The organism is Providencia sp. AGC89 (assembly GCF_053543535.1).
Genome location: NZ_JBIXLP010000060.1, coordinates 24,161 through 49,595 on the forward strand (window position 1 = coordinate 24,161; position 25,435 = coordinate 49,595).

Here is a 25,435-nt window from a genome sequence, read left to right on the forward strand (position 1 = left end):
AAAAATTACCGGCGATTAAGGCCGGTAATTAATTTTAGGACTAAAATGATTTATTTACGAGGTTACAGTTAAAATTATAATAATGGCTTTTGGCCTCGTTGCCACCAGCGGAGTAACAATTTATCAACACTATTTGCCGCACTCCCCATAAATTTATCCATCATTTTTTTGTTTAATACATAACGAATACTCACCACTTCTTTGGTGTCTATAGCGTTAATAATGACATCATCACTCACACCGATTTTATCAACCAAGCCCTTATCTATGGCTTGTGAACCATACCAATACTCACCAGTAGCCACAGATGTTATGTCTAAGGTAGGACGATTTTGATGTACAAACTGCTTAAATAATTCATGAGTTGAATTTAAGTCTTCCACAAATTTCTTACGCCCCTGCTCCGTATTTTCACCAAGCATGGTTAGCGTTCGTTTATATTCACCAGCAGTGTGCAACTCAACATCTACATCGTGTTTTTTGAGTAAACGGTGAATATTAGGTATTTGTGCAACAACACCAATTGACCCAATGATAGAAAATGGTGCAGCAATAATTTTGTCAGCAATACAGGCCATCATATAGCCACCACTTGCAGCAACCTTATCAACAGCAATGGTCAGTGAAATATTTTTTTCTTTTAGCCTTAATAATTGCGAGGCAGCTAAACCATAACCATGCACCATCCCACCAGGGCTTTCTAACCTTAACAAAACTTCATCTTGCTGGTCAGCAACGGCAAGGATTGCACTGATTTCTTCTCGTAAAGAAGAAACTTCTCTCGCATCCATACTACCTTTAAAGTCTAAGACATATAAACACGGTTTTTTAACGCCGGTTTGCCCCAGTTTTGCCCCAGTTTTCTCACTTTTTGATTTAACTTTCTGCTGTTTTTTAAATGCTTTCAGCCAGACCTTATGTTCTGATTCATTCATTTTTACTTGCTGCATTTGGCGCTGGCGTTCACGATAGCTTTCACCTAAATCAGTGATTTTTAATGCCCCTTTTGTACCTTGACGGCGCATACCAACACCAAACACAAAAACAGCTAGCAAAACAACAGCCACAAGGATTGTTATGACTTTTGCTAAAAATAACCCATACAAAGAGAAATACTCCACAACTTGATCCTTCTGATATTTATCTTCAATACAAAAATAATCTCACGATTGTCAGTAAACAACCAGAAAAAAACAGTCATTAACACAATATAATTAGTAGATATCTGTGTTAGATTAGCCAATAATCGTAATCAATGCGATGATAAGAATACATGTTAAACATAATGATAGGAAAGAATATGCTCCTATATCAACCTCGACAAGACCTACTGAAAGGAAAAACCATACTCGTAACCGGTGCCGGTGATGGTATTGGTCGCGAAGCCGCTCTCACTTACGCACGTTTTGGTGCATCCTTAATCCTAGTTGGTAGAACACAGCACAAGTTAGAAACCGTTAGCGACGAAATCGCCGCTTTATCTGGGAAGAAATCCCCTTGCTATGTATTAGATTTACTCACTGCTACTATCGATGACTGCCATGCATTGGCTGCAAAAATTTCTGATACAAAACCCTATTTAGATGGTGTTTTACATAACGCAGGGATGCTCGGTGTGGTTGCCCCAATCACTGAGCAGCCGACTGACCTTTGGCATGATGTCATGCAAATTAATGTCAATGCTACCTTTATGTTAACCCAAGCATTACTTCCTCTGCTACTTCGCGCACCTAATGCCTCATTAGTCTTTACTAGCTCAAGTGTTGGTAAACAAGGGCGTGCTGGCTGGGGTGCTTATGCCGTATCAAAATTTGCGACTGAAGGTTTAATGCAAGTTTTAGCAGAAGAATATAAACAAAGTAATCTTCGTGTAAACTGTATTAATCCTGGAGGAACAAGAACTAGCATGCGTGCAAGTGCTTTCCCAGAAGAAAACCCTCTTAAACTGAAAACCCCTGCTGATATTATGCCTATTTATATTTATTTAATGGGTGATGATAGCCTCCGTAAAACAGGGGAAAGTTATGATGCACAACCAGGTCGTAAGGCTGGTGCAGCGGAGTAATAATTTATGTCTCAAAGCCGACACGAAGAACGTCAACAACGTTTGAAAGACAAGGTGGATGCGCGCATTGAAGCGGCGCAAATTGAACGTGGAATATTAATTATTTTCACAGGGAACGGTAAAGGTAAAACGACCGCTGCTTTTGGTACTGTTTGCCGCGCAATTGGGCATGGTAAAAAAGCGGGTGTCATACAATTTATCAAAGGTAGTTGGGATAATGGCGAACGCGAGCTATTAGAACCACAAGGCGTACCTTTTTACGTGATGTCCACTGGGTTTACATGGGAAACCCAAAATAAAGAAACAGACACCCTTGCCTGCCTTGAGACATGGCAACATGCCAAACAATTACTCAGTGACCCACAATACGATTTGGTGGTTCTAGACGAGCTAACTTATATGGTGAGCTACCACTACCTTGATCTAAATGAAGTCACCCAAGCACTACAAAGCCGCCCAGAAAACCAATCAGTTATTATCACTGGTAGGGCTTGTCATCGCTTTTTGTTAGAATTGGCTGATACAGTAACTGAAATGCGGCCTATCAAACATGCGTTTGATGCAGGGATTAAAGCACAAAAAGGAATTGACTGGTAATTTGTAATATTTAAATGGTCATAGTCCAATCATTTTTTGGGCTATGACCCCTGCAATCTAGCCAGCCCTTATTGACACTCAAAATAAGAGTGCAAAATAATAATAAACTTATAAAGTTTTCCATTTATTGTTAACTTGCATTGTTGTTTTTCCTCGAATAATTACATTTCAGCTTTGTCATTAAATAATAATGTTTTTATAGCGTAATTTAAGAATATAAAAATTATTAATATGGCTGACTTAATTTAAACTATAGAATCTAATTAGTTAAGTATAATTACATGAGTAAAAACACCGTACATTACAGAAACCGAGTAATTGCAACTAATTAAAAAATAAACATTTTAGTCGTACAAAACAGATTATTATCTATATTTATGCATTTTTAGTTATTTATTGAAAACCAATAAATAATATATTCACGTTAATATTATTAATTTTATTAAAATCAATATACCTGCATAATTAAACAGCCAGAAAGGATTATTAGTTTAATTAAAACTTACCTATTTTAAGGGATATATATGCAGAATATTTTAAACCATAATTTCAATATTCCCACATTGAAATTTAAACCACTCTTTTTATGCGTTTCCATGATCGTCGGTTCAACAACAGTAGCCCAAGCTGAGATTGTCTCAACGAATGGTGCAGGTATATTAAATCAAGGTAATGGCCCTACTGTTGTTTATATTAATAAACCAAGTCAAGGCGGGGTCTCTCATAATGTGTATAGTAAATTTGATGTTGACCAAAAAGGCGTTATTTTAAATAACAATGGAGGAAACTCTAATACCATTCTTGGTGGCAAAATCGGTAGTAATGGTAATGTTGCTGGTGGTAATAGAGCTAAAGTGATTTTAAATGAAGTAAATTCTAATACAGCAACCACCCTAAACGGAATGATTGAAGTAGCCGGAGGGAAAGCACAAGTTATCGTTGCTAACGCTTCAGGTATCACCTGCAATAACTGTGGCTTTATCAATACCAATCACGCGACTCTGACGACAGGCAAAGTCAACCTAGCCAATGATGGTTCTATTGCTAACTATAATGTACAGCAAGGAAAAATCGCAATTAACGGCAGTTTTAACGCTAATTCTCCAACTGATATCATTGCTCGTTCCGTAGCGATTAATGGTATTGTTGATGCCCAGCGTCTCAACGTTGTTGCTGGTAATAATCAAGTCAATGCCTCTGGTGAAGTTATTGGTTCAACGACAGCTATTGGCACTAAACCTAGTGTCGGCATCGATATTTCTGCTATGGGTGGCATGTATGCAAATAAAATCTCATTAATTGCCACTGAAAGCGGAGTGGGTGTTGCTAATGCGGGGGATATCATTACTCATAATGGTGCCATCACGATTGATAGCGCAGGTAGCGTCAATAATACTAACGCAAGGGTCAATGCCGCTAAAGATTTAAACATTAAAGCAACAGCTATAACGAATAACGGCCATCTGGTTGGTAATAAAAACGTCAATATCACCGTTGCAGGTACGGGTACCATCAATAATGATCAGGGTGAAATCACATCTTACAACAATGATATTAATTTAACGACATTGGGGCAATTAAGCAATAATGGAGGAACAATCACCGCATTACAAAATATAAATTCAACGTCTGATACTTTGATTAACGATAATGGCTCATTCAATACCTCAAAAGGCGATATGAATATCCATTCCATGAATATTATCTATAATCGAGATAATCAAGGTAACCCTAATGACCCATCTAAAGGGTTCAATTCTGCTCGTGATATCAATATCAGTGCAGTGCATGTTGTAAATCAAAACTCCAATATCACTGCAGGTAGAGATGCCGTTATCAGTTCACAATCATCAATTGAAAACTTAGCAGATAGCAAAATCATCGCCCAACGCCGTGCGGAGATCAGTACCATGTCTTTGACTCAAACTAACTCTGAGATAAAGACAGCTAATGGTCGTATGGATATTGATGCATCGGTATCATTAAACAATGATGCATCATCAAAAATAGACAGTGGTCGGTTAATGAATATCAATGCTAACCAAATCAATAACTCTGGCACTATTATTTCAAATAATGGTCAAATGGCTATCAATTCGAATATATTAAATAATCGCTCAGGTTATATTAAAGGAAATAATCTAGCCATTAAGGCATTTAATATTGATAACCAAGCTGGATTAATTCATTCAGAAAACAATTTAAACATCGAAACCAGTCATCTGAATAATAACAATAGTGCTGACTTTAAACAGGCTAATGCTAAGTTTGGCTTGGTGGATCAGAACGGTGGTCTGCAAACCAATAATGGTACTGTAAAAATTCAAGGGGATACTCTCTACAATATTAATGGTTCTATTGCTGCAAACGTGAATAATATTTCAGCTTCACGTAATGATGTTGATGTTAAGCTTAAATCAACACTTAACAATAATTATGGGAAGATCTTAGGCGCTAATAACCAAAAACTTGATGTGGGTTTATTAGAAAATTACTCAGGAAGCATTGATGCAGGTAGAAACCTGACAATTGATTCAAAAAATCGGGTCAACAATCAATATGGTACTTTGCGTTCTTCAAATACAACTAAGGTCACAAGCCCTATCGTTACTAATAGCACAACAGGTACCATCACAGGCAATCGAGTCATTATCGATTCTATTGTAACCAACTAATTTACTTAAGTTATAAGAAAGGAGACGATAAACGTCTCCTTTTTCATTAATTGTCGTTCAGAATTAATATTCTGAGTTAATCACCACTTCCTCACCAAAACGCCCTGCTTTCGGCAATGGCTGATAAGAGGAATTTGCCGCTCTTAAAATACGGATACCACGAATACCTAATTCATGAGCTGCTGCAATATCTGCATCTGCATCACCATAATAAATAGTCAGCTTATGGTCATGCATCCAGCTTACTTTATTATTTTGACCAGGTTCATCACCTGCAAAAATAACTTTCTGCATTTTATCTTCAGGAATAGCTAAACCTTCTTGAACATATTGAGTGACGGTTTCAGTTTTTGTTTTAGTACGGCCAGTAATGAAATAAACAGTATCTCCACGGTCTAAGTGCATTTTGACTAAGTCAATACCCACCTGTTTTGGCATACTAAACTTATCCCATTCATTGTTCATTTTTTCCCAAAACTGTTGGTTTTTTAGATAGCTAAAATCATTTGGTGAAAACTCTAATTTACCACGATAAAAACCAGGGCTCGAAAATAACACTGTATCATCAATATCAAAACCAACCGCCATTGGGGCTTTGCCTTCTAAGCTTTGTTTGATTTGCTCAATGGAAACCCAATGAATAGGCTGCTGTTGCGCTAATTCAACGACTGTCACACCAGGGCTGACTGTTTCTGGCATTGGTATTTTTGCCTGAGAAGTTGCAGTAAAACTTAATGCCAAAGCAACCGCGCTCAGAGTTAGTGTTATTTTTTTCATTTCTTATCCTTATTCAAGGTTTATCCGCTTAAAAACCATTCTTTATTCATCTGGATAAACTGTCTAGCTAACGTGTAAGTAAAATGTTTAACTGCTTATTTTTCTATTACTATCAATAAATAATGCAGAAATTATGTGAGGGACATCTCACATGGGAGGTAATACTAAGTTTTTTAGTTACATTAAAATGAGACACATATCTCATAAATGTTATCTATTCTTGATGGGTTTAATAATAATGTGAGCTAGACCATTAATTTAATAATTGATGGTCTTATGACGAAGTTAGTTCAATAAGTGATAAAACTTAATATTTCTTTAAAGTAGTGCTAACTGTAACCTTCTACACACTTAACATAATTATTTTTGCGAATAAAAAAGCGCATCGGTATCCCTTAGCGCTTTCCTTTAATAATGAAATAATGATTATTACGAAATTAGATACGTGTACGACGCTTCGCTGTCGGCCTTGATGATTGACGCTTAGCTGCAGGGCGTGCTGTAACTTGTGTATGGCGTTTCACCGCACGACGAATTTGGTTCGCTTTAATTCGGCGTTGGTCTCGTTCAACAGCAACCTTACTTTCTGTTTCAGGTGCTAGTTCAACCAATTCGCGAAGATAATTGGTTTGTTGTAAACCAAGCTCTGTCCACCCGCCACGAGGAAGCCCTTTTGGTAAATCAATGTCGCCATAACGAACACGGATCAAACGGCTAACTTGAACACCGACTGATTCCCAAAGACGTCGAACTTCACGGTTACGCCCTTCTGTTAACGTCACGTTATACCATTGGTTCATCCCTTCACCACCGCGATATGAAACCGTTTTAAAAGAAGCAGGACCATCTTCTAATTGCACGCCAGTGGTTAATTGGCGAATTTTAGCATCGTTAATTTCACCAAAAACACGTACCGCGTACTCACGTTCGACTTCACGGCTTGGGTGCATTAACCGATTCGCTAATTCACCATCTGTCGTAAATAATAATAACCCACTCGTATTGACGTCCAAACGGCCAACGGCAATCCACCTAGCCCCTGTTAACTTCGGTAAACGATTAAAAACAGTAGGACGGCCTTCAGGATCATGGCGAGTACATAATTCACCTTCTGGCTTATAATACGCCATAACACGGCAAATCTCTTTCTCAGGCTCTTTAATCGCTAATAAACGGCCATCTAAACGGATTTTTGTTGCTGCTGTAACTTCTACTCGGTCACCTAATGTTGCAATTTTACCATCAACACTAATACGACCTGCCAGCAGGAATGTTTCGATTTCACGACGGGAACCATGCCCAGAACGGGCAAGGATTTTTTGTAATTTTTCAGTTTTTTGCGGTTTAGCGCTCATGTAACCCTCTACTGTCGCCTTCACAGGCGTCAAATGACTTTTGGGAGTGATATGTTTACCCTCTCCAAAAAGTATTGAATTTGTAAACCCGCGTATTATACACAGGTTTATCTTGAAGCCCTATTACTTATCAGAATATCGCACTTTCAATACATTTTCATATAATTAGCTATATAAACACAGTGTTTTATTAGCTAAACATTACTCAAAAGGCGATGGGTCTCCAGTACCGACCCGAGCAACTACTGGCGTGTCATCCGTAAAATCAATGACTGTTGTTGGTTTTTGCCCGATGTAACCACCGTGGATCACTAAATCGACCTGTTTATCCAATAAATCCCTAATTTCCTCAGGATCAGATTGAGTAAAATCATCACCAGGCATGATTAAACTGGTCGACATTAACGGCTCTCCCACCGCTTCAAGTAGATCCCTTGCAATAGGATTAGAAGGCACTCGTAAACCAATTGTTTTACGTTTTTCATTCATTAAACGGCGCGGGACTTCTTTGGTTGCACGTAAAATAAACGTATAATTACCGGGTGTATTATTTTTAATTAAACGAAATACCGTATTATCAACATGGGCATAATTGGATAATTCAGAAAGGTCACGGCACATTAGTGTGAAATTATGATTGGTATCGAGTTGGCGGATACGGCAAATGCGTTGCAATGCATCTTTTTCTTCTAAACGACAACCTATTGCATAACCTGAGTCTGTCGGATAAACAACAACACCACCTTTATTTAGGATTTCAACGCTTTGGCTAATTAACCGCGTCTGAGGGTTGTCCGGATGGATATAAAAAAACTGGCTCATACATACCTCTACTTTTCGTAGTATCGACAGCATCACCCGGCAAAATACCTATAAATGGTACTATCTATTTATTCAATTAAATGATTTATGTGAAATAAATCATTATCCATACTGGTTATTTTACACCGCATTGTTAATACATCAAAGTATTAGGTGTTTTTTACTTCAGCCCACTGCGCCCAAACGGCCTGTTCATCATCAGGTAACCATAAATTGCGCCCCAGTTCTATCCAAGAACATGGTCGATGAAAATCGGAACCAACTGAGGTTCGTAGCTCAGCAACTTTTGCAAGCTCAGCTAAATACTGCTTTTCATTTGGAGGTTGTTGGCAATGGGAAACTTCCATAGCATCACCATTACATTGCTTAAAATAAGCAATAAGGCGTTTCAACCACTTATTTGATAGTTGATATTTAGATGGGTGCGCTAAAACAGCGACCCCACCTGCGGCGTGAATGGCTTCGATAGATTCGTGAATAGAGCACCACTTTGCAGGAACATACCCTGTTTTGCCTTTTGATAAATAACGTTTAAATACATTGTTAATCGTTTTTTCTTTACCAATTTTAACAATATATTGTGCAAAATGCGCACGAGTCACTTGCCCACCGGCAGAAATATTTCGTGCATTTTCCCATGCATCGTCAATGCCAGCTTTTTGCAAACGACGCCCTATCTCTATTCCACGTTCTAATCGACGAGCTGATTGTTCTTCCAGCAATTTAATCATTGCGGGGTGCTCCGTAGAAAAGTTTAGCCCCACAATATGTATTTCTATATTTTCCCAAAGAGTGGATATTTCTACGCCGTTGATAAGTTCAATTGGCCTATCATTTTCAGCCAAATAACGTCTCGCTTGCAATACACCATCGCAAGTATCATGGTCTGTGATAGCCAAAATATTTACGCCCATGGTTATCGCACGTTCAATTAACGCTTCAGGGGTTAGCTCCCCATCCGAAGCAATCGTATGACTATGTAAATCATAACGAGTCAATAATGACGTTGCTGCTTGCGGCATGGTGGTATCTTCTCCAATTTCCATTAACAACTATTTTCCTAATAAATTAACAAAGTGCTTGACACTAAAGGCACGATCCAGTTAACTAGTACGCAAGATGGCTTAGCGCCAATAATTAATCAGTTTATCCAGTGAGGCATATCATGACTTTATTTAACCTAACAAATCGTTGGTGGCGTGACTTCCCAAATTGGGCGGAAGCCGCACGCGCATAGTTATTGTATGTCTCAGTGCCGAACCCGCCTTTCTACGGCGGGTTTTTTAATGTCTAAAATTAGCGTAAGGCAACAAAATGAACAAACAAAACACCACATTAGCACATTTTAAGTATCTGGATAGCCCAATTAACTATCAGCCAGACCCAACATTATTATTTAATCACCTGTGTCAGCAGGTTCCATCCACGATGTTATTGGAATCTGCCGAGGTTAATAACAAAGCGAATTTACAAAGTTTGCTGATTGTTAATAGTGCGCTACGTATACGCGCATTTGCTCAGCGTGTTGAAATAGAAGCTTTAACTCCTAATGGTCAATCCCTATTACCAAAGCTATTAGCTGAGCTTAATGGACGAATAGCTCATCACGACCTTAGTGACAATCTATTAACGGTATCATTTAACCAACCGAAACAAGATCTGGATGAAGATAATCGCCTTAAAGCCCCTTCTAGCTTGGATGTTTTAAGAGCGCTACCGACAATTGCTCAAACTTATTCGACTAAACCTGAAACACTATTTGTTGGTGGTCTGTTCGCATACGATTTAGTTGCAGTATTTGAAGATTTACCTGAGGTTAAGAGCGTTAATCAATGCCCCGACTATTGTTTTTTTGTCGCCGAACATTATTTAGTGATCGACCATCAAAATCAGGCTGCACGGATCAAAAGCTGTATTTTTTCTGATAATCAACAGAATATAGAAACCGTAAAACAAAGACATGAACAAATTATCGTTTCATGCCGCCCTTTTTTACCTGAGCTTCCCCTTGAGTCGGCGCCCAATTTTACCGTGACAGTAAATAAAAGCGACCAAGAGTATGGTGCAATCGTTACGTCTTTAAAAGAAGCTATTTACCGTGGTGATATTTTCCAGGTTGTCCCCTCACGTAAATTTACCATGCCTTGTGCACACCCATTGATTTCATATCAAAAACTGAAGTTGCAAAACCCAAGCCCATATATGTTTTACATGCAAGATCAAGATTTCACCCTATTTGGTGCTTCACCAGAAAGCGCACTGAAATATGCCACCCAAACCCGCAAAGTGGAAATTTACCCAATCGCTGGAACGCGTCCTCGTGGGCGTAATGCGCAGGGAGATTTAGACCTCGATTTAGATAGCCGTATTGAACTCTCAATGCGCTCAGATGAAAAAGAATTAGCAGAGCACATCATGCTAGTAGACCTTGCTCGTAACGATTTAGCGCGTATTTGTGAAGCTGGCAGCCGTTATGTAGCTAATTTAACTAAAGTTGACCGCTATTCCTTTGTTATGCATTTGGTTTCTCACGTTGTAGGAACATTACGCCAAGACTTAGATATTTTTCATGCTTATCAAGCTTGTATGAATATGGGCACCCTTACTGGGGCACCAAAAGTAAAAGCCATGCAGTTAATTGCCCAAAATGAACAGGAACGACGCGGCTCATACGGCGGTGCCGTTGGTTATTTCCAAGGAAATGGTGATTTTGATACTTGCATTGTTATTCGCTCCGCCTATGTCGAAAATGGAATTGCAACGGTACAAGCTGGCGGAGGCGTCGTATTGGATTCTTCACCACAAGCTGAAGCAGATGAAACCCGTAATAAAGCACGAGCGGTGATCCGCGCAATTGCCCAAGCACACCAAGTAAAGGAGTTATTTTAATGGCGAATATTTTACTGCTCGATAATGTAGATTCCTTTACTTATAACTTGGTAGACCAGCTACGCTCTGGCGGACATCAAGTGGTTATTTACCGTAATACCGTCAGCGCATCGCATATTCTGTCAGTATTAAACAATATGGATTCCCCTATTTTAGTTCTGTCTCCTGGGCCTGGGAAACCAAGCGCGGCGGGCTCAATGCCAGAAGTCTTACAGCAGGTAAAAGGCAAAATTCCAGTTATTGGTATTTGTTTAGGACACCAAGCTATTGTTGAAGCTTATGGTGGGACTGTTTCTGCTGCTGGTGAAATATTACATGGTAAATCCTCTATCGCAACTCACGATGAACTCGCCATGTTTGCTAATCTTGAAAACCCAATTTCTGTAGCCCGTTACCATTCATTAGTTGGTAGCCAAATCCCTAGCAGCCTGACAATTTGTGCGCAATCAAATGGCATGGTTATGGCAGTCCGCAATGATAGTGACCGAGTCTGTGGGTTCCAATTCCACCCTGAATCTATTTTAACAACCACAGGCAAACAGTTGTTAGAAAATACCGTGGCATGGGCTCTTTCTACACCCAATGAAAATACCACCACTCATTCGCACTAACGGGATACTAAAGAGCCAATTATGCAAAATATTTATGACAAATTATTTAAAGCACAACCACTGACTCAACAAGAAAGCCAGTTTTTATTTAACGCTATTATCCAAGGTGAGTTAACTGAGCCCCAATTAGCTGCGGTGTTGATCAGTATGAAAATGCGTGGTGAGCAGCCTCAAGAAATTGCAGGTGCTGCACTGGCTTGCTTAGAAAATGCACAGCCATTCCCTCGCCCTAATTATACATTCAGTGATATTGTTGGTACTGGTGGTGATGGGGCTAATAGTATCAATATTTCGACGGCCAGTGCCTTTGTCGCCGCAGAATGTGGTATTAAAGTCGCTAAGCATGGTAATCGTAGCGTATCAAGCCGCTCCGGTTCTTCTGACCTACTCGCCGCATTTGGTATTGCTCTTGATCTAAGTGCTCAAAGTGCGCGCGATGCACTAGATGAGCTTGGCGTCTGTTTTTTATTTGCACCACAATATCACAGCGGTTTTCGCCATGCGGCCCCGGTACGTACACAACTTAAAACACGCACTTTATTTAATGTACTCGGTCCGTTGATTAACCCAGCTCGCCCACCAATCGCACTTATTGGCGTCTATCAAGAAACACTAGTCAAACCTGTTGCTGAAACATTACAGATGCTTGGTTTTACACGCGCAGCTGTGGTACACAGTGGAGGGATGGATGAAGTATCACTACACGCGCCCACACAAGTGGCTGAATTAAAAGATGGTGCTTTACACTATTATCAGTTAACCGCTGAGGATTTTGGCTTAACGCCCTATGCGTTAACTGATTTAGAAGGGGGAACCCCAGATGAGAACCGCGTATTGCTAAGCAACTTGCTTCAGGGGCACGGTAAAGCTGCTCATGAAGCCGCTGTTGCGGCTAATGTCGCGATGTTAATGCGCATTAATGGCCATGAAAATCTAAAACAAAATAGTGAACATGCACTCGCAATTATCCGTAGCGGTAAAGCATTTGACCGCGTCACTGCACTAGCGGCAAGGAACCAATAACATGAAAGCAACCGTATTACAAAAAATTGTTGATGATAAAGCCAGCTACCTCATTGAACGTAAAGCGAAACAACCTTTAAGTGCCTTTATCGATGAGGTTCAGCCTAGTCAACGTAGCTTCTATAATGCGCTCAGTGCAAAACGCCCTGTTTTTATCTTGGAGTGCAAAAAAGCGTCTCCATCTAAAGGCCTAATCAGAGAAGATTTTGACCCAGAAGTGATCGCCAAAACCTATGCACCTTATGCATCTGCGATTTCCGTACTTACTGATGAAAAATATTTTCAAGGTAATATGGATTACCTGACTATTGTTAGTCAGGCAGTAAAGCAACCTGTATTATGTAAAGACTTTATCATTGATTCATATCAAATTTATCTAGCTAGATATTACCAAGCAGACGCTATCTTATTGATGTTATCAGTCCTAAGTGATGATGAATATATCGCTTTAGCTCAAGTTGCTCATCAACTCAATATGGGCGTGTTAACAGAAGTCAGTAATGAAGAAGAATTAGAAAGAGCGATTGCTTTAAAATCTAAAGTCGTGGGTATCAATAACCGTGATTTACGTGACCTTTCCATTGATTTAAACCGGACACGTGAGCTTGCCCCTCGATTAGCGCAAGGCACAATTGTTATCAGCGAATCAGGCATTCATCAACACCAACATATTCAATCGCTTAACCAATTTGCTAATGGTTTTTTAATTGGCAGTGCGTTGATGGAACAAACTGATCTTGATAAAGCGCTACAACGTTTATTAGTTGGTGAACATAAAGTTTGTGGTTTAACTCGTGAACAAGACGCAAAAGCAGTATTAGATGCGGGTGCTTGCTTTGGGGGATTAATTTTTGCTGAAGGTTCCCCACGTAAAGTGACGCTGTCACAAGCACAAAACATTATTCATGCTGCCCCCTTAAAATACGTTGGGGTTTTTCGCAATCAGTCAGCTGATTTTGTTGCTCATATTGCTCAGCGCCTTGCGTTATCCGCGGTTCAATTACATGGACAAGAAAATCAAGAGTATATAGCAACGCTGAGAAACCTGCTCCCCAGTTATTGTGAAATCTGGAAAGCAGTCGATATGTCACAAGTGGATTTGTCTCACTATGACACCCAAGGTGTCGATGTTTTGTTGCTAGATAATGGCCATGGCGGTACAGGGAAAACTTTCGACTGGAGCACCATCCCGCAATCTGTTAATCAACGTTTTATGATCGCAGGTGGGCTAAATGCCCAAAATTGCCTTGAAGCATCGAAATTACTTTGTAATGGACTTGATTTTAATTCAGGGGTGGAAATTGAGCCCGGAATTAAAAGTGAACAAAAAATAAACTTAGTGCTATCAACTTTATTCGCGGAATCAACACATAGCTAACCACTAGATAACGATAGCCTTAGTAGTAATAAACAATATTTAGACCCAATTTAATTGACGAGATGGATAACAAACAATGAGCAAATTAGATCCGTATTTCGGCGAGTTTGGTGGACAATATGTCCCAGAAATTCTTATTCCCGCTTTAAACCAATTAGAAGATGCTTTTATTGAAGCGCAAAATGATGCTAGTTTTTTGCAAGAGTTTCACGACCTTCTTAAAAACTACGCAGGTCGCCCTACGGCCCTGACACTTTGTCAAAACTTAACCGCTGGTACAAAGACCAAATTATACTTAAAGCGTGAGGACTTATTACATGGTGGTGCCCACAAAACCAACCAAGTATTAGGCCAAGCTTTACTCGCCAAACGAATGGGCAAAACTGAAATTATTGCGGAAACAGGCGCAGGACAGCACGGCGTGGCAACTGCTTTAGCTTGCGCATTATTAAATATGAAATGCCGTATTTATATGGGGGCTAAAGACGTTGAACGCCAATCGCCTAACGTATTTCGTATGAAATTAATGGGAGCTGAAGTTATCCCTGTGTACAGTGGCTCCGCCACACTCAAAGATGCATGTAATGAAGCATTGAGGGACTGGTCTGGTAGCTATGATAATGCCCATTATCTATTAGGGACAGCCGCAGGGCCTCACCCTTACCCAACCATTGTACGTGAATTTCAACGCATGATAGGCGACGAAGCAAAACAACAAGTTCTTGAAAAAGAAGGTCGTTTACCTGATGCCGTTATTGCCTGTATTGGTGGTGGCTCCAATGCGATTGGTTTATTTGCCTCATTTATACCAGAAGAAAACGTCAAATTAATTGGTGTGGAACCCGCAGGGTTGGGAATTGAATCAGGCCAACACGGGGCACCATTAAAACACGGTCGTGTAGGTATATATTTTGGTATGAAGTCCCCAATGATGCAAACCAACGAAGGGCAGATTGAAGAGTCCTACTCCATTTCTGCGGGGTTAGACTTTCCTTCTGTTGGCCCTCAACACGCACACTTAAATAGTATTGGTCGAGCCGAGTATGTTTCCATTACCGATGATGAAGCACTTAATGCCTTCAAGTTATTATCTCGTAAAGAAGGTATTATTCCTGCATTAGAATCATCGCATGCACTCGCTTATGCATTAAAAATGGCAGAGCAACAACCAAATAAAGAACAATTACTCATCGTAAATTTATCAGGCCGTGGAGATAAGGACATTTTTACAGTGCATGATATTCTGGCCAGCAAAGGAGAAATTTAATGGAACGTTATACCCAACTTTTTGAGCGTTTAAGCCATAACAATCAAGGTGCATTTGTTCCATTTGTTACATTAGGCGACCCTGATGCTGAGTTATCGTTAAAAATTATCGATGCATTAATTTCAGGTGGCGCAGATGCTTTGGAAATAGGCATTCCTTTTTCTGATCCTCTCGCTGATGGCCCTACGATCCAAAATGCCAATTTACGCGCATTTAAAAGCGAAATTACTCCGACTATCTGTTTTGAGTTATTGGGCCGTATAAGGGAAAAGCACCCTACTATACCAATCGGCTTATTGGTATATGCGAATTTGGTGTTTACTAATGGGATTGAAAACTTTTATATCCGTTGTGAGAAAGCAGGTGTTGATTCCGTATTAGTTGCAGATGTTCCAATGAATGAGTCAAAGGCTTTCCGTGAAGCAGCTTTAGCGCACAATATCGCCCCAATTTTTATTTGCCCGCCAAATGGTGATGATGCATTGTTACAACAAATTGGGCAATATAGCCGTGGATACACTTATTTATTATCTCGTGCAGGTGTAACAGGTACAGAGAAACGTGCGGAAATGCCGTTAACTCACTTGATTGATAAGTTAAATCAGTATCAAGCAGCGCCTGCATTACAAGGCTTCGGTATTTCAGAACCGGAACAAGTTAGAGAAGCGATTAAAAATGGTGCGGCCGGCGCTATTTCTGGCTCAGCTATAGTAAAAATCATTGAAAATAACCTAAATACACCTGATGTTCTGCTAAAAACATTAACAGAATTTGTATTTAAAATGAAATCGGCAACACAGAAATAACTTTAACTATCTTTTAAGAGACCGTTATTAAAAATAACGGTCTCTTATTTAAAAATGAAAATTAACTTTAATGATACTTATAATACATATCTACTATTTATAAATCCCCCCTACTCTAATTAAAAATATATTTCTTTAAAATTAGGAATGATTAGATTAAATATTAACCTCGTTTTAATACGCATAAATAACTTTCACCAATCAATTAGTTACGGAAATTTAAAGCTAGGTATTACCACTTTAGTATATTCACTTAATAATCTGTAGCAGAGTAAACGTTATTTGTTGTTTTTATTTGTTATTATGTTTTATTTATTATAAAAGACTACACTTTCTTTCATTATGGCATTTAAATCTCCCACCTCCTGAACAATTAGACTTAAGCACAATTAAATTTTAATAAAAACCAATATAACGCATAATTTTCACGCTTTAATAGCAATAATTTTAGCTATTTTATTTTATCTATAGTCTATATTTAGGAATATTTTATGAAAAAACATTCTGATAAATCAATCGGACAACCGATACTAAAAATCAAACCACTCTTTTTAAGTGTATCTGTTATTTTAGGCTCTATTTCCGTTGCTCAAGCTGCTGTTGTAAATACTAATGGCGCAGGTGTATTAAACCAAGTTAACGGCCCAACAATTGTTCATATTAAAGGAGCAAGTGATAAGGGCGTTTCCCATAACATTTATAGTCAATTCGATGTTGACCAAAAAGGTGTAATTCTAAATAACAGTGCTGCCAATACAAATACCACTCTAGGTGGTCAAATCAATGGTAACCTAAACTTAAATAATGGTAATGGACCTGCTAAAGTTATCTTAAATGAAGTCAATTCAAATAAAGCCAGTGTACTTGGCGGTGTAATTGAAGTGGCTGGAACTAATAAAGCACAAGTCATCGTTGCTAATGCATCAGGTATCACATGTGATAATTGCGGCTTTATTAATACTGACCGTGTGACTTTAACAACAGGTAAGCCAATCGTTGCAGGTGGTGATCTCCTCGGTTATAACGTAGAAAAAGGCCAAATCATTATTAATAGCCGTCTACAATCTGATTCACCAACTGACATTATTGCCCGTTCAGCAGTAATCCGTGGAGATATCCACGCTGAAGAAGTTAATGTTGTTGCTGGTAATAACTTTGTAGATGCGAGTGGCAAACAAGTCACTAAAGTACAAGGTGTTGGTTACCCAACTAGCGTAGGTGTTGATATTGCCGCTATGGGTGGTATGTACGCAAATAAAATTACCTTAGTTTCAACTGAAAGTGGTACAGGTGTTTCTAATAAAGGTAGTTTAGTTGCAGGCGCTGGCGGAGTTAATATTGATTCTACTGGTTTAGTATACAACCAAAGTTCTAGAATGAATTCATCTGGTGGTATTAATATTAAAGCAAATGGTTTGTCTAACTCATCGACTATCCTTGCTAATGGGGATATTGACATTATTACTAATAATTCAGATCTGAATAATGTTAATGGTCAAATCAAATCAAATACAGGAAACATTAAATTAACTGCTTCAAGAGTAGATAATAGAAGTGGTATTATCAACGCACGACAAGCAATGAGTATTGTAACATCAGGTAATATCAATAATAGTAATGGTTCAATTAGAACGAATAACGGCGATCTTAATATTAAGGCTTCTGGTACAATAGATAATATCTATAATCTACGCAACAACGTCATAAATGTTGATGAGCGTGGAATTAGAGCAGGTAATGATTTAACAATAAACACCTCGAAACTCTATAATAATAACTCTACTGTATCTGGTCGCGATGTCACCATTAATGCTCGCGATTCTATCTATAATTCTAGTGATAGCCAGATCATTGCTAAAAGAAAAGTTACCCTTGATGCAGCTTCGCTGCAAAATTACAATTCTCTGATCAAATCAACGAATGGTCTAACTAATATTAACCTTTCTGACACTTTGACAAATGATAGCTATGCTGCAATTTCGAGTGGTAGAGCTTTAAATATTGATGCTAATATCATTAATAACAAAGGTTCTCTATCTGCTAGTGCTGGAAAATCTAAATTTAATGCTTATACCCTAAATAACCAAAATGGATATATTAAAGGAAATAATTTAGATATTAAAACTACAAACTTATCAAATAATGAAGGATTAATTGCTGCGGACTCTAATGTTGTTATTAATACTACTAGCTTAAATAACTCTAGATCTACCGGATTTAATAGTTATGCAAGCAAGTTTGGAGTAGCAGGACATTCTGGCGGAATCTATGCTAAAGATGGCTCTGTCACTATCAAAGCTAATAGCGCAAATAACTATAGCGGTATTATCATAGCTCACAATAAAGATGCTCTATCAAATGGTGGTGATGTTAATATTACCTTAAGAAACGATCTTGATAACCGTTATGGTACAATTCAAGGTGCAAATACTATTAAATTAGACGTGAATAAATTAGACAATTCTAATTCAGGTCTAGTTCAAGCGGGTAAAGACCTTACTATTGATGCATTTTCTCGTGTTGATAATTACTCCGGTGGTCGTTTAACTTCATTGGGTACAACGACTATCACTAGTCCAGTTATTAGTAATAGCTCTAATGGAACAATCTTAGGTTCAATGGTTGTTTTAAACACTTATAACTATTATTAATTAAATTAACAAGGGGGGCATAAGCCCCCCTAATATTAACTCCAAATTAGAGTGTGGTTTAAATTAAAAATACCTAGTTGACCATCTAGTCATTATTTCTTATACCAACACAATAATCTTAAGGCAATCTGATAATTAATATTATTCCAACTAAATCCCCCCCTCTCTTACATTAAGTAAAAAAACTTATTTAAGCTGATTTAGTGTAAATGCAACCGATTGATTCATTTAAAATTAATGAGTTTCACAATAGATTTATTGCATATTGAGTGAAATATCGGAACTAACTACTTTTTTATTTCCTCCGTTCTCAGTTAGTATAATTAATTATTAATTATTAAAATTTTATCGCATAATTTATAGCAAATGAAACCATACGTAAATTCGATTAATACTCAACAATAAATTTATTATAGGGATATATATATGGAAATAATATTAAAAATAAAAAAACACAAGATTACTCCGATATGAAATAATGAAATACTTTTCATACCTTTCTAATTAACAATATTTAATCATAAGAACAATTTTATTGTTTCAATTTAAAAAATGTGGTGCTCATGAATTTTCGATTTCTTTTTTTATCGGCAACCTTGTTGTCTTTTCCTTTATACGCATCAGGAAATGCCTCTCAGGTGTTAGACCAACAAATCAATAATCAAAATAGCCAAGATAGGTCTCGGCAACAACAAGTTCAACTAGAAACAAAAGACGCATTAAGCAAAACAAGAGAACGAGATAATAATATTCTAGTTTTTGACGATGAAAAAGATTGCTTTGACATGAAGCAGGTCATTTTGCTTTCTGAACCTAAACTCCCTTCCATGCGACCTTTAGAAACTTATGCTAATCAAGTGGTAGGAATTTGTCTAGGTATCAATGGCGTCGAAACCTTAGCTAAAGGCTTACAAGATAAGATTATAAGATCAGGTTATGTCACTACCCGTGTGACTATTCCTGAACAAAATATTAGTAATGGGACTTTAACCTTACAAATAATTCCGGGTAAAGTCTCAAACGTACAACTGGCGAAAGACAGTGATAGCTATATTACCTTAGGTGCGATTATGCCCGCAAAAGAAGGTGACCTTCTCAATATTCGCGATATAGAACAAGGACTAGAAAACCTTGAGCGGATCCCTGGCGCCAAAGCTAATATTGAACTAAGACCAGGCAAAGAGTTTTCCACAACGGATATTGTTATCCAACGAGAAAAATCGCCCCACATCAATGTCGGTGGTTATTATAATAACTCAGGAAGCCGCCAAACTGGTAAAGATCAGGTTGGTGTAACGGTATATGGCAATAACTTAACCAGTTTAAACGATACCCTCTATGTCAGCGCGGGTAAAAACCTAAAAAACCAAGCTCGCAATAGCACAAGTAACGCGGCTATCTATTATGCTGTCCCTTACAATTATTGGCTATACTCACTTTATGCAAGTAAAAGTGAGTATAAACAGACAATTAATGATACTATGGCCAGCTATAAATATTATGGTGATAGCAAATACTTTAATGCTACAGCAAGTAATGTATTTCTTAGGGGGCAAACTTTTAAAGATACCGCATCACTTCAGCTTATAAAGCGTAAGTCTAAATATAAATTAGAAGATGTTAGCCTACTCTCACAACAACGGGATCTAACTAGTATTAAACTCGGTGTTAACCATAGACAAAATATTGATAATGCGACTGTTGATGCTTCAATATATTATCAACGCAATGTTCCTTGGTTTGGTGCGGAAGAAAGCTGGGATATGCGTTATGGTGATGTAAGTACAATGGGACGTGTCTTATCCGCTGATATTTCAGGTATGATCCCTATTGTTTTTGATGATTTCATTATGAGCTATAACCCGCAATTATTTGTACAATATTCACCGGATCGCCTAACTATTCAAGACCAGTTTTCATTAGGTAACCGCTGGACTGTACGTGGGTTTGATGAAGAATTCTCATTAATTGGTGATAAAGGCTTCTATTTGCGTAATGAGTTTAATTTCTACGTACCTGGTTTTTCTTTCTACCCTTATTATGCGATTGATTATGGCCGTATATTGGGCGGTGTTTATCCTTTAGGCTTATACTCTGATGACCAACTATTAGGGACGGCTTTAGGGGTTAGAGGAAATATCAAGATATTCAGTTATGACCTATTTTTAGGCGTCCCACTGTATAAACCTGATGAATATGAAACCAATAGTGTCAATGCTGGTTTAAATGTTCAATGGTTCTGGTAAAATTAATTTAATATTTAAGGTTGACTGTAAATCACTACTTTCAGCCTTTTTTATTTTATGCCCTACTATTTAATTTATTCGTTTTCATCTTGTATTTTAAAAAATTCAACAGCACCAAAATAATCACATATTGAAAAAGTCCCCCTTTGCTATCACTAAAAATATTATACTGATTATAACTTAGCCTCCTTCATCTACGTGTTAATTATTGTTTATTTTTGCTTTCATGTAATTTTATTAAATATAAGACGTCATTAAAAACAAAAAATCCGAGAATATAAATATTCTCGGATTTCCTACTGCAATCTAATCCATTAGAATTCAGGTACTACCCTGCATTGCATCCTATCAAAAACTTAGAAGCGATAACCTGCTCCGAACATAAATACAAATGGGTCTAAACGAGTGTCAACTTTATACTTCTCACCACCCGCTTTAAATTTCACGTCTGATTCAATATTCATCCACCACAGTGATGCGTTTAACATCCAGTTGTCAGTCAGCATATAATCCATACCAGCTTGTGCTGCAAAGCCCCAAGAGCTTGACATGTCTAGATCAGATAAACCTGCATTTTTTCCGGTAGAATTGAATTTCTCATCAAAGAAAAAGGTATAGTTAACACCTGCACCTAAATAAGGACGTAATTTATCTTCTTTACTACCAAAATAATATTGAGCCATTAAAGTTGGTGGTAAATGTTTTACTGTTGCAATATTACCCGTTGGGCCGGTTCCTACTTTATGTTCAAATGGAGTTGCAGCTAATAATTCCACACCAATATTATCGGTGATCATATACCCAAAAGTTAAACCTAATTGAGTATTATTATTAGCACCAAATGTACCTAGGTTACCTAGACCATTAATTTTTACATCATCTCCTCCAACATTTGGTCTGACTGTTGCAGTACCAGCGCGGAAAAGAAAATCGCCAGCTTCATGTGCAATAGAAACTGCTGGAGCTAAAGTTGCAGCTGCTAATACAAGCGCAGTGAGTTTTTTCATTATCAATCCCATTCCTGTGTTTTTATTTTAGGAAAATATACCGTATTATTTAAATTGATGTTCAAATCAAGATCACATCTTTTGCTTATTTATAGGCAACCCGATAAATATGAGTTTATTATTTCATTTACATTTTTTTTAATTTTGATTTAAATCAATTTTTAGGAAATAACCAATAAAATATAAAATTGATTATAATTTATTTATATTAATCCTGCATTTTAAACGTGCATTAAATATACAACATAAGTAATTATCTTTAGATTTCGCGCATTAACTTACTTATATTGCTCCAAATATCTTACTGATTAGAGTTGTTAACATTCCGAATTTTCTTATCTTTCTCTACCTCTAGCCCTGATACTCGGTTACAATTGGCTGAAACTCTTGACCCGTTTGTAGATAGGAGCAGTTAAATGTCCATTTCGGCCAACTCACTCATCAGTGATAGCGTCAATTTTTTTAAAAACCAATTGAGTGGCCTGTTTACTATTGTGTTGTCAGCAACCGTAGTAAGCCTTGCGATTTACGCAATGATGATCCCTAGCGAGCAAATGATAGGCGTGCTAGCGCAAGCACAGACTAAAATGATTGAGTCTGGTAACTCCGGCTTACAAGACTGGATACTAGGCCTTTCAGAAGAAGATAAAAGTAGTATCTTACGCGTTTCTTTTGGGTTAATTCTCTCGGTTACTCTGGGCAGTTTAGTCCTTATTTGCGGCACTCTATCTTATATTGCTGGTCTGTCTCGTGGTGAACACCTATCGGGTATTCAGGCGCTCACCGCATCTTTAAACAAAGCACCATCAATGTTTCTTCTATTAGTTGTTTGCTCTTTACTTATCCAATTAGGTATCACCATCATGGTGCTACCTGGAATTGTATTAGCTATTGGCTTCTCTTTAGCCCCTGCTATCTTAATGAGTGAGCGTACAAACCCGTTTAGTGCTATGGGTAAAAGTTGGAAAATGGCTTATGCAAACTGGCGCATTGCATTGCCAATGGTATTAATTTGGATGGCTGCACAAATGCTGGTTAGCGTTCTCTTGGGTAGCTTAAATATGAATCATATTGCTGTTAACGGGGTTTCCTTCTTACTTAATAATTTCGTTGCAGCCTTTGCTTTAATTTATTTTTATCGCCTATACATGTTAGTCGCTAAGAATTGATCTAAAGGGTAAATGGGGGAGCTAATCCCCCATTTATCTTCGCGTTATTAAACACCGAATAAGGCCCATCAAGTATTTTATTCCTAAAAACACCCTACCAACACATTAATCATACTTCTTTGGGCTGTTCTGGCTCTAGGTCAATTTTTGAATTCAGTGGTTCAGTTTTTTCACCATCGAATGTCTCTAACGATTTTCTGTCTGCTTCAGACTTTCTATCTTCAACTGTTTTTATTTGTACTTGCTGTTTACTCTGAATAAGTCGAATAGCAAAATAAATATCAGGCACAACCAATAAATCATCATCAGAGCGACTGATTTTATTTTGTTCCAACCACCGTTTTACCGAAGTCCTACGACCTGCAAGTACAAGAGTTACCCCTTTGGCTTTCAATGAGGTAACAATATCATTTAGCGCTGAAAATACGCTCACATCATTATGCGTGAAGCTAACTGCCGCATCCACAATTACCCAAGCAGGCCTTTTTAATTGATTATCTATATGCTTGTTTAATCGTTCTTTAAAATAATTCACGTTAAAATAAGTTAATGGTGAATTAAACCGATAAATTAAAACCCCATCAATTTGTTGAATACCATTCTCAGGCGCCATAGAATGCAGCATTCCTTGTTCATCGACACCTAATAACTGGTCTGTAGGCCTAAATATTATCCGAATAAACTGCAACAACCCCAATAATACCGCCAACCCCACACCACTAATTAACCCGACAACAAGTACAGCGCATAGCGTAAACACGCATAAGAAAAATGCCTGTCGATTGCGTTTACGCATCGAAAAAATACTACGGAAGCTCAATAAGGAAAATGTCGAAATAATCAGTACCATACCCAATGCAGGCATCGGAATATATTCTAATAAGTTTATTGAAAAAAGTAAGACAGCTAAAATAGTTAAAGCCGCGACAATAGAGACTAACTGAGTTTTCCCCCCCATCATATCATTCACTGCAGTACGGCTGCTTGCTGCGCTTACCGCAAAGCCTTGCGCCAAAGCGGATGCAATATTCGCTACGCCTAATGCCCTAAGTTCTTGGTCTGCATCAACCGTGTAGCCATTTTTACTGGCAAAACTGCGGGCAGTCATCATAAAACTCACAAAGCTAATCACCGCTAAGTTTAAAGATGGGATAACCAAATCACGAATTAGCCCCGGAGGGAAATCAGGCAGCGGAACATACGGAAGCCCATCACCTAAATCACCAACAGTACTCACGCCATATTGCTCAAGATTAAATGCAACACTAGCCGCGGTGGCTAAAATCATTGCAATGAGTAAAGAAGGCCATTTACTGCGAACACGCTTAATCGCAAGCGTAATCGCTAACGTCGTCACCGCAACTAATAATGTCGGAATATGTGTCTCTTTTAATGCTAAAGGTAAAGCGACTAAACGTTCAATAAAACCGGCTGGTAATGTACTGATACCAAAAACCTTACTAATTTGACTAACGATAATAGTTAATGCAACCCCATTTAATAACCCTTGCAATATGGGGCGAGACAAAAAGTCAGCGAATGTTCCCAAGCGAAATTTAGCTGCAATCAAACACCAAATCCCTGTCATGAAGCTCATTACCATGACCAATTGCCAACGGACATCATCATCCCCCATCGCAAGCGGTGCAACTGCTGCTGCAATCACCGCACAGGTTGCTGCATCGGGGCCGATAATCAATTGTTTGGATGTCCCAAATAATGCATAAAAAAACATGGGTAAAATACAGGAGTAAAGCCCAACGATTGCATTCATCCCCATTAATTCGGCATAAGCAATTGCGACAGGCAAAGCAACAGCAGCAACAGACAAGCCTGCTTTTACATCAGGGCCAAGATCTGAAAGTTGGTAATTAAACAGCGTTTCTAACCCTGGCATCCAAGCAAACAGCTTCGCCTTTATCATTGATGAAAAATACCTATAAATTAGTAAGTTAAATTAGCTTTAACACTATATATAGCTGAACTAATAAAGTTTATCTAGAAGTAAGTCAAATAATAGTAAAATAGTGCAAATATCTTTGGTAACAAAGCGTATTTATTGGTAAAAAGGTGCAAACTTTTAACAATTATGGTCAA

Annotated in this window: 17 protein-coding genes, 1 pseudogene and 1 other annotated feature; of the genes and pseudogenes, 11 read left to right on the forward strand and 7 right to left on the reverse strand. The window is 38.1% G+C overall.

Annotated elements, in window-relative coordinates; translation table 11 throughout:
* Window positions 1-74: 74 nt before the first annotated feature.
* Window positions 75-1,121 (reverse strand): protease SohB, encoded by a 1,047-nt coding sequence (gene sohB / locus ACIPUA_RS08440; protein ID WP_131680776.1) that lies wholly within the window; start codon window positions 1,119-1,121, stop codon window positions 75-77.
* Window positions 1,122-1,300: 179 nt separating this feature from the next.
* Between sohB and ACIPUA_RS08445 the strand changes: the two genes are divergently transcribed.
* The 3 genes from ACIPUA_RS08445 (at window position 1,301) to ACIPUA_RS08455 (ending at window position 5,337) form a co-directional block, all read left to right on the forward strand.
* A complete protein-coding gene (locus tag ACIPUA_RS08445) occupies window positions 1,301-2,065 on the forward strand; it encodes a YciK family oxidoreductase (protein WP_042843669.1) in 765 nt (254 codons plus the stop codon).
* A 6-nt stretch (window positions 2,066-2,071) separates the two neighbouring features.
* Window positions 2,072-2,662 (forward strand): cob(I)yrinic acid a,c-diamide adenosyltransferase, encoded by a 591-nt coding sequence (cobO, locus tag ACIPUA_RS08450; protein ID WP_042843668.1) that lies wholly within the window; start codon window positions 2,072-2,074, stop codon window positions 2,660-2,662.
* A gap of 524 nt (window positions 2,663-3,186) precedes the next feature.
* On the forward strand, window positions 3,187-5,337 hold the full coding sequence (locus ACIPUA_RS08455) for a two-partner secretion domain-containing protein (RefSeq protein WP_449059558.1): 2,151 nt from the start codon (window positions 3,187-3,189) through the stop codon (window positions 5,335-5,337).
* Window positions 5,338-5,400: 63 nt separating this feature from the next.
* On the opposite strand, the gene aphA is transcribed toward ACIPUA_RS08455, so the two are convergent.
* The 4 genes from aphA to rnm form a co-directional block, all read right to left on the reverse strand.
* Window positions 5,401-6,114 (reverse strand): acid phosphatase AphA, encoded by a 714-nt coding sequence (gene aphA, locus ACIPUA_RS08460; RefSeq protein WP_042843666.1) that lies wholly within the window; start codon window positions 6,112-6,114, stop codon window positions 5,401-5,403.
* A gap of 437 nt (window positions 6,115-6,551) precedes the next feature.
* Window positions 6,552-7,469, reverse strand: a complete 918-nt coding sequence (rluB, locus tag ACIPUA_RS08465) for a 23S rRNA pseudouridine(2605) synthase RluB (protein ID WP_449059559.1) — start codon at window positions 7,467-7,469, stop codon at window positions 6,552-6,554.
* Between the two features lie 201 nt (window positions 7,470-7,670).
* Window positions 7,671-8,291, reverse strand: a complete 621-nt coding sequence (locus ACIPUA_RS08470; protein WP_042843664.1) for an L-threonylcarbamoyladenylate synthase — start codon at window positions 8,289-8,291, stop codon at window positions 7,671-7,673.
* Window positions 8,292-8,440: 149 nt separating this feature from the next.
* Window positions 8,441-9,313 (reverse strand): RNase RNM, encoded by an 873-nt coding sequence (rnm, locus tag ACIPUA_RS08475; protein WP_449059658.1) that lies wholly within the window; start codon window positions 9,311-9,313, stop codon window positions 8,441-8,443.
* Between the two features lie 164 nt (window positions 9,314-9,477).
* Window positions 9,478-9,579, forward strand: a sequence feature (Trp leader region).
* A gap of 26 nt (window positions 9,580-9,605) precedes the next feature.
* On the opposite strand from rnm, the gene ACIPUA_RS08480 reads away from it, so the two are divergent.
* From ACIPUA_RS08480 to ACIPUA_RS08510, 7 genes and pseudogenes are all read left to right on the forward strand, one after another.
* Entirely contained in the window at window positions 9,606-11,180 is a 1,575-nt protein-coding gene (locus ACIPUA_RS08480) for an anthranilate synthase component 1 (protein WP_449059560.1), read from the forward strand.
* A pseudogene (gene trpD, locus ACIPUA_RS08485) lies at window positions 11,180-12,814 on the forward strand (bifunctional anthranilate synthase glutamate amidotransferase component TrpG/anthranilate phosphoribosyltransferase TrpD). The gene ACIPUA_RS08480 and the pseudogene trpD overlap by 1 nt, the downstream one beginning before the upstream one ends.
* A 1-nt stretch (window position 12,815) precedes the next feature.
* Complete coding sequence (gene trpCF / locus ACIPUA_RS08490; protein WP_048607264.1) at window positions 12,816-14,192, forward strand: bifunctional indole-3-glycerol-phosphate synthase TrpC/phosphoribosylanthranilate isomerase TrpF; 1,377 nt, start codon at window positions 12,816-12,818, stop codon at window positions 14,190-14,192.
* 76 nt (window positions 14,193-14,268) lie between these two features.
* A complete protein-coding gene (trpB, locus tag ACIPUA_RS08495; RefSeq protein WP_042843659.1) occupies window positions 14,269-15,459 on the forward strand; it encodes a tryptophan synthase subunit beta in 1,191 nt (396 codons plus the stop codon).
* Window positions 15,459-16,265, forward strand: a complete 807-nt coding sequence (gene trpA, locus ACIPUA_RS08500) for a tryptophan synthase subunit alpha (protein WP_449059561.1) — start codon at window positions 15,459-15,461, stop codon at window positions 16,263-16,265. The genes trpB and trpA overlap by 1 nt, the downstream gene beginning before the upstream one ends.
* 491 nt (window positions 16,266-16,756) lie before the next feature.
* Window positions 16,757-18,916: a two-partner secretion domain-containing protein gene (locus ACIPUA_RS08505; protein ID WP_449059562.1), complete on the forward strand. Its 2,160-nt coding sequence runs from the start codon at window positions 16,757-16,759 to the stop codon at window positions 18,914-18,916.
* Between the two features lie 563 nt (window positions 18,917-19,479).
* Window positions 19,480-21,162: a ShlB/FhaC/HecB family hemolysin secretion/activation protein gene (locus ACIPUA_RS08510; RefSeq protein ID WP_071548129.1), complete on the forward strand. Its 1,683-nt coding sequence runs from the start codon at window positions 19,480-19,482 to the stop codon at window positions 21,160-21,162.
* Between the two features lie 356 nt (window positions 21,163-21,518).
* On the opposite strand, the gene ompW is transcribed toward ACIPUA_RS08510, so the two are convergent.
* Complete coding sequence (ompW, locus tag ACIPUA_RS08515) at window positions 21,519-22,169, reverse strand: outer membrane protein OmpW (protein ID WP_042843655.1); 651 nt, start codon at window positions 22,167-22,169, stop codon at window positions 21,519-21,521.
* Between the two features lie 416 nt (window positions 22,170-22,585).
* Here ompW and ACIPUA_RS08520 point away from each other — a divergent pair, with 416 nt between their 5' ends.
* The gene (locus ACIPUA_RS08520) at window positions 22,586-23,338 is read left to right on the forward strand and encodes a YciC family protein (RefSeq protein WP_042843654.1); all 753 of its coding nucleotides are present in this window, start codon (window positions 22,586-22,588) and stop codon (window positions 23,336-23,338) included.
* 109 nt (window positions 23,339-23,447) lie between these two features.
* Here the strand turns inward: ACIPUA_RS08520 and ACIPUA_RS08525 are convergent, their stop codons facing one another.
* The gene (locus ACIPUA_RS08525; protein ID WP_080750848.1) at window positions 23,448-25,262 is read right to left on the reverse strand and encodes a SulP family inorganic anion transporter; all 1,815 of its coding nucleotides are present in this window, start codon (window positions 25,260-25,262) and stop codon (window positions 23,448-23,450) included.
* Window positions 25,263-25,435 lie beyond the last annotated feature (173 nt).

What these genes read in the sequence shown, in the direction of transcription:
- ACIPUA_RS08445 (WP_042843669.1), top strand. Translation starts at nt 1,301, where the DNA reads ATGCTCCTATATCAACCTCGACAAGACCTACTGAAAGGAAAAACCATA.
- cobO (WP_042843668.1), top strand. Translation starts at nt 2,072, where the DNA reads ATGTCTCAAAGCCGACACGAAGAACGTCAACAACGTTTGAAAGACAAG.
- ACIPUA_RS08455 (WP_449059558.1), top strand. Translation starts at nt 3,187, where the DNA reads ATGCAGAATATTTTAAACCATAATTTCAATATTCCCACATTGAAATTT.
- aphA (WP_042843666.1), bottom strand. Translation starts at nt 6,114, where the DNA reads ATGAAAAAAATAACACTAACTCTGAGCGCGGTTGCTTTGGCATTAAGT.
- rluB (WP_449059559.1), bottom strand. Translation starts at nt 7,469, where the DNA reads ATGAGCGCTAAACCGCAAAAAACTGAAAAATTACAAAAAATCCTTGCC.
- ACIPUA_RS08470 (WP_042843664.1), bottom strand. Translation starts at nt 8,291, where the DNA reads ATGAGCCAGTTTTTTTATATCCATCCGGACAACCCTCAGACGCGGTTA.
- rnm (WP_449059658.1), bottom strand. Translation starts at nt 9,313, where the DNA reads ATGCCGCAAGCAGCAACGTCATTATTGACTCGTTATGATTTACATAGT.
- ACIPUA_RS08480 (WP_449059560.1), top strand. Translation starts at nt 9,606, where the DNA reads ATGAACAAACAAAACACCACATTAGCACATTTTAAGTATCTGGATAGC.
- trpCF (WP_048607264.1), top strand. Translation starts at nt 12,816, where the DNA reads ATGAAAGCAACCGTATTACAAAAAATTGTTGATGATAAAGCCAGCTAC.
- trpB (WP_042843659.1), top strand. Translation starts at nt 14,269, where the DNA reads ATGAGCAAATTAGATCCGTATTTCGGCGAGTTTGGTGGACAATATGTC.
- trpA (WP_449059561.1), top strand. Translation starts at nt 15,459, where the DNA reads ATGGAACGTTATACCCAACTTTTTGAGCGTTTAAGCCATAACAATCAA.
- ACIPUA_RS08505 (WP_449059562.1), top strand. Translation starts at nt 16,757, where the DNA reads ATGAAAAAACATTCTGATAAATCAATCGGACAACCGATACTAAAAATC.
- ACIPUA_RS08510 (WP_071548129.1), top strand. Translation starts at nt 19,480, where the DNA reads ATGAATTTTCGATTTCTTTTTTTATCGGCAACCTTGTTGTCTTTTCCT.
- ompW (WP_042843655.1), bottom strand. Translation starts at nt 22,169, where the DNA reads ATGAAAAAACTCACTGCGCTTGTATTAGCAGCTGCAACTTTAGCTCCA.
- ACIPUA_RS08520 (WP_042843654.1), top strand. Translation starts at nt 22,586, where the DNA reads ATGTCCATTTCGGCCAACTCACTCATCAGTGATAGCGTCAATTTTTTT.
- ACIPUA_RS08525 (WP_080750848.1), bottom strand. Translation starts at nt 25,262, where the DNA reads ATGATAAAGGCGAAGCTGTTTGCTTGGATGCCAGGGTTAGAAACGCTG.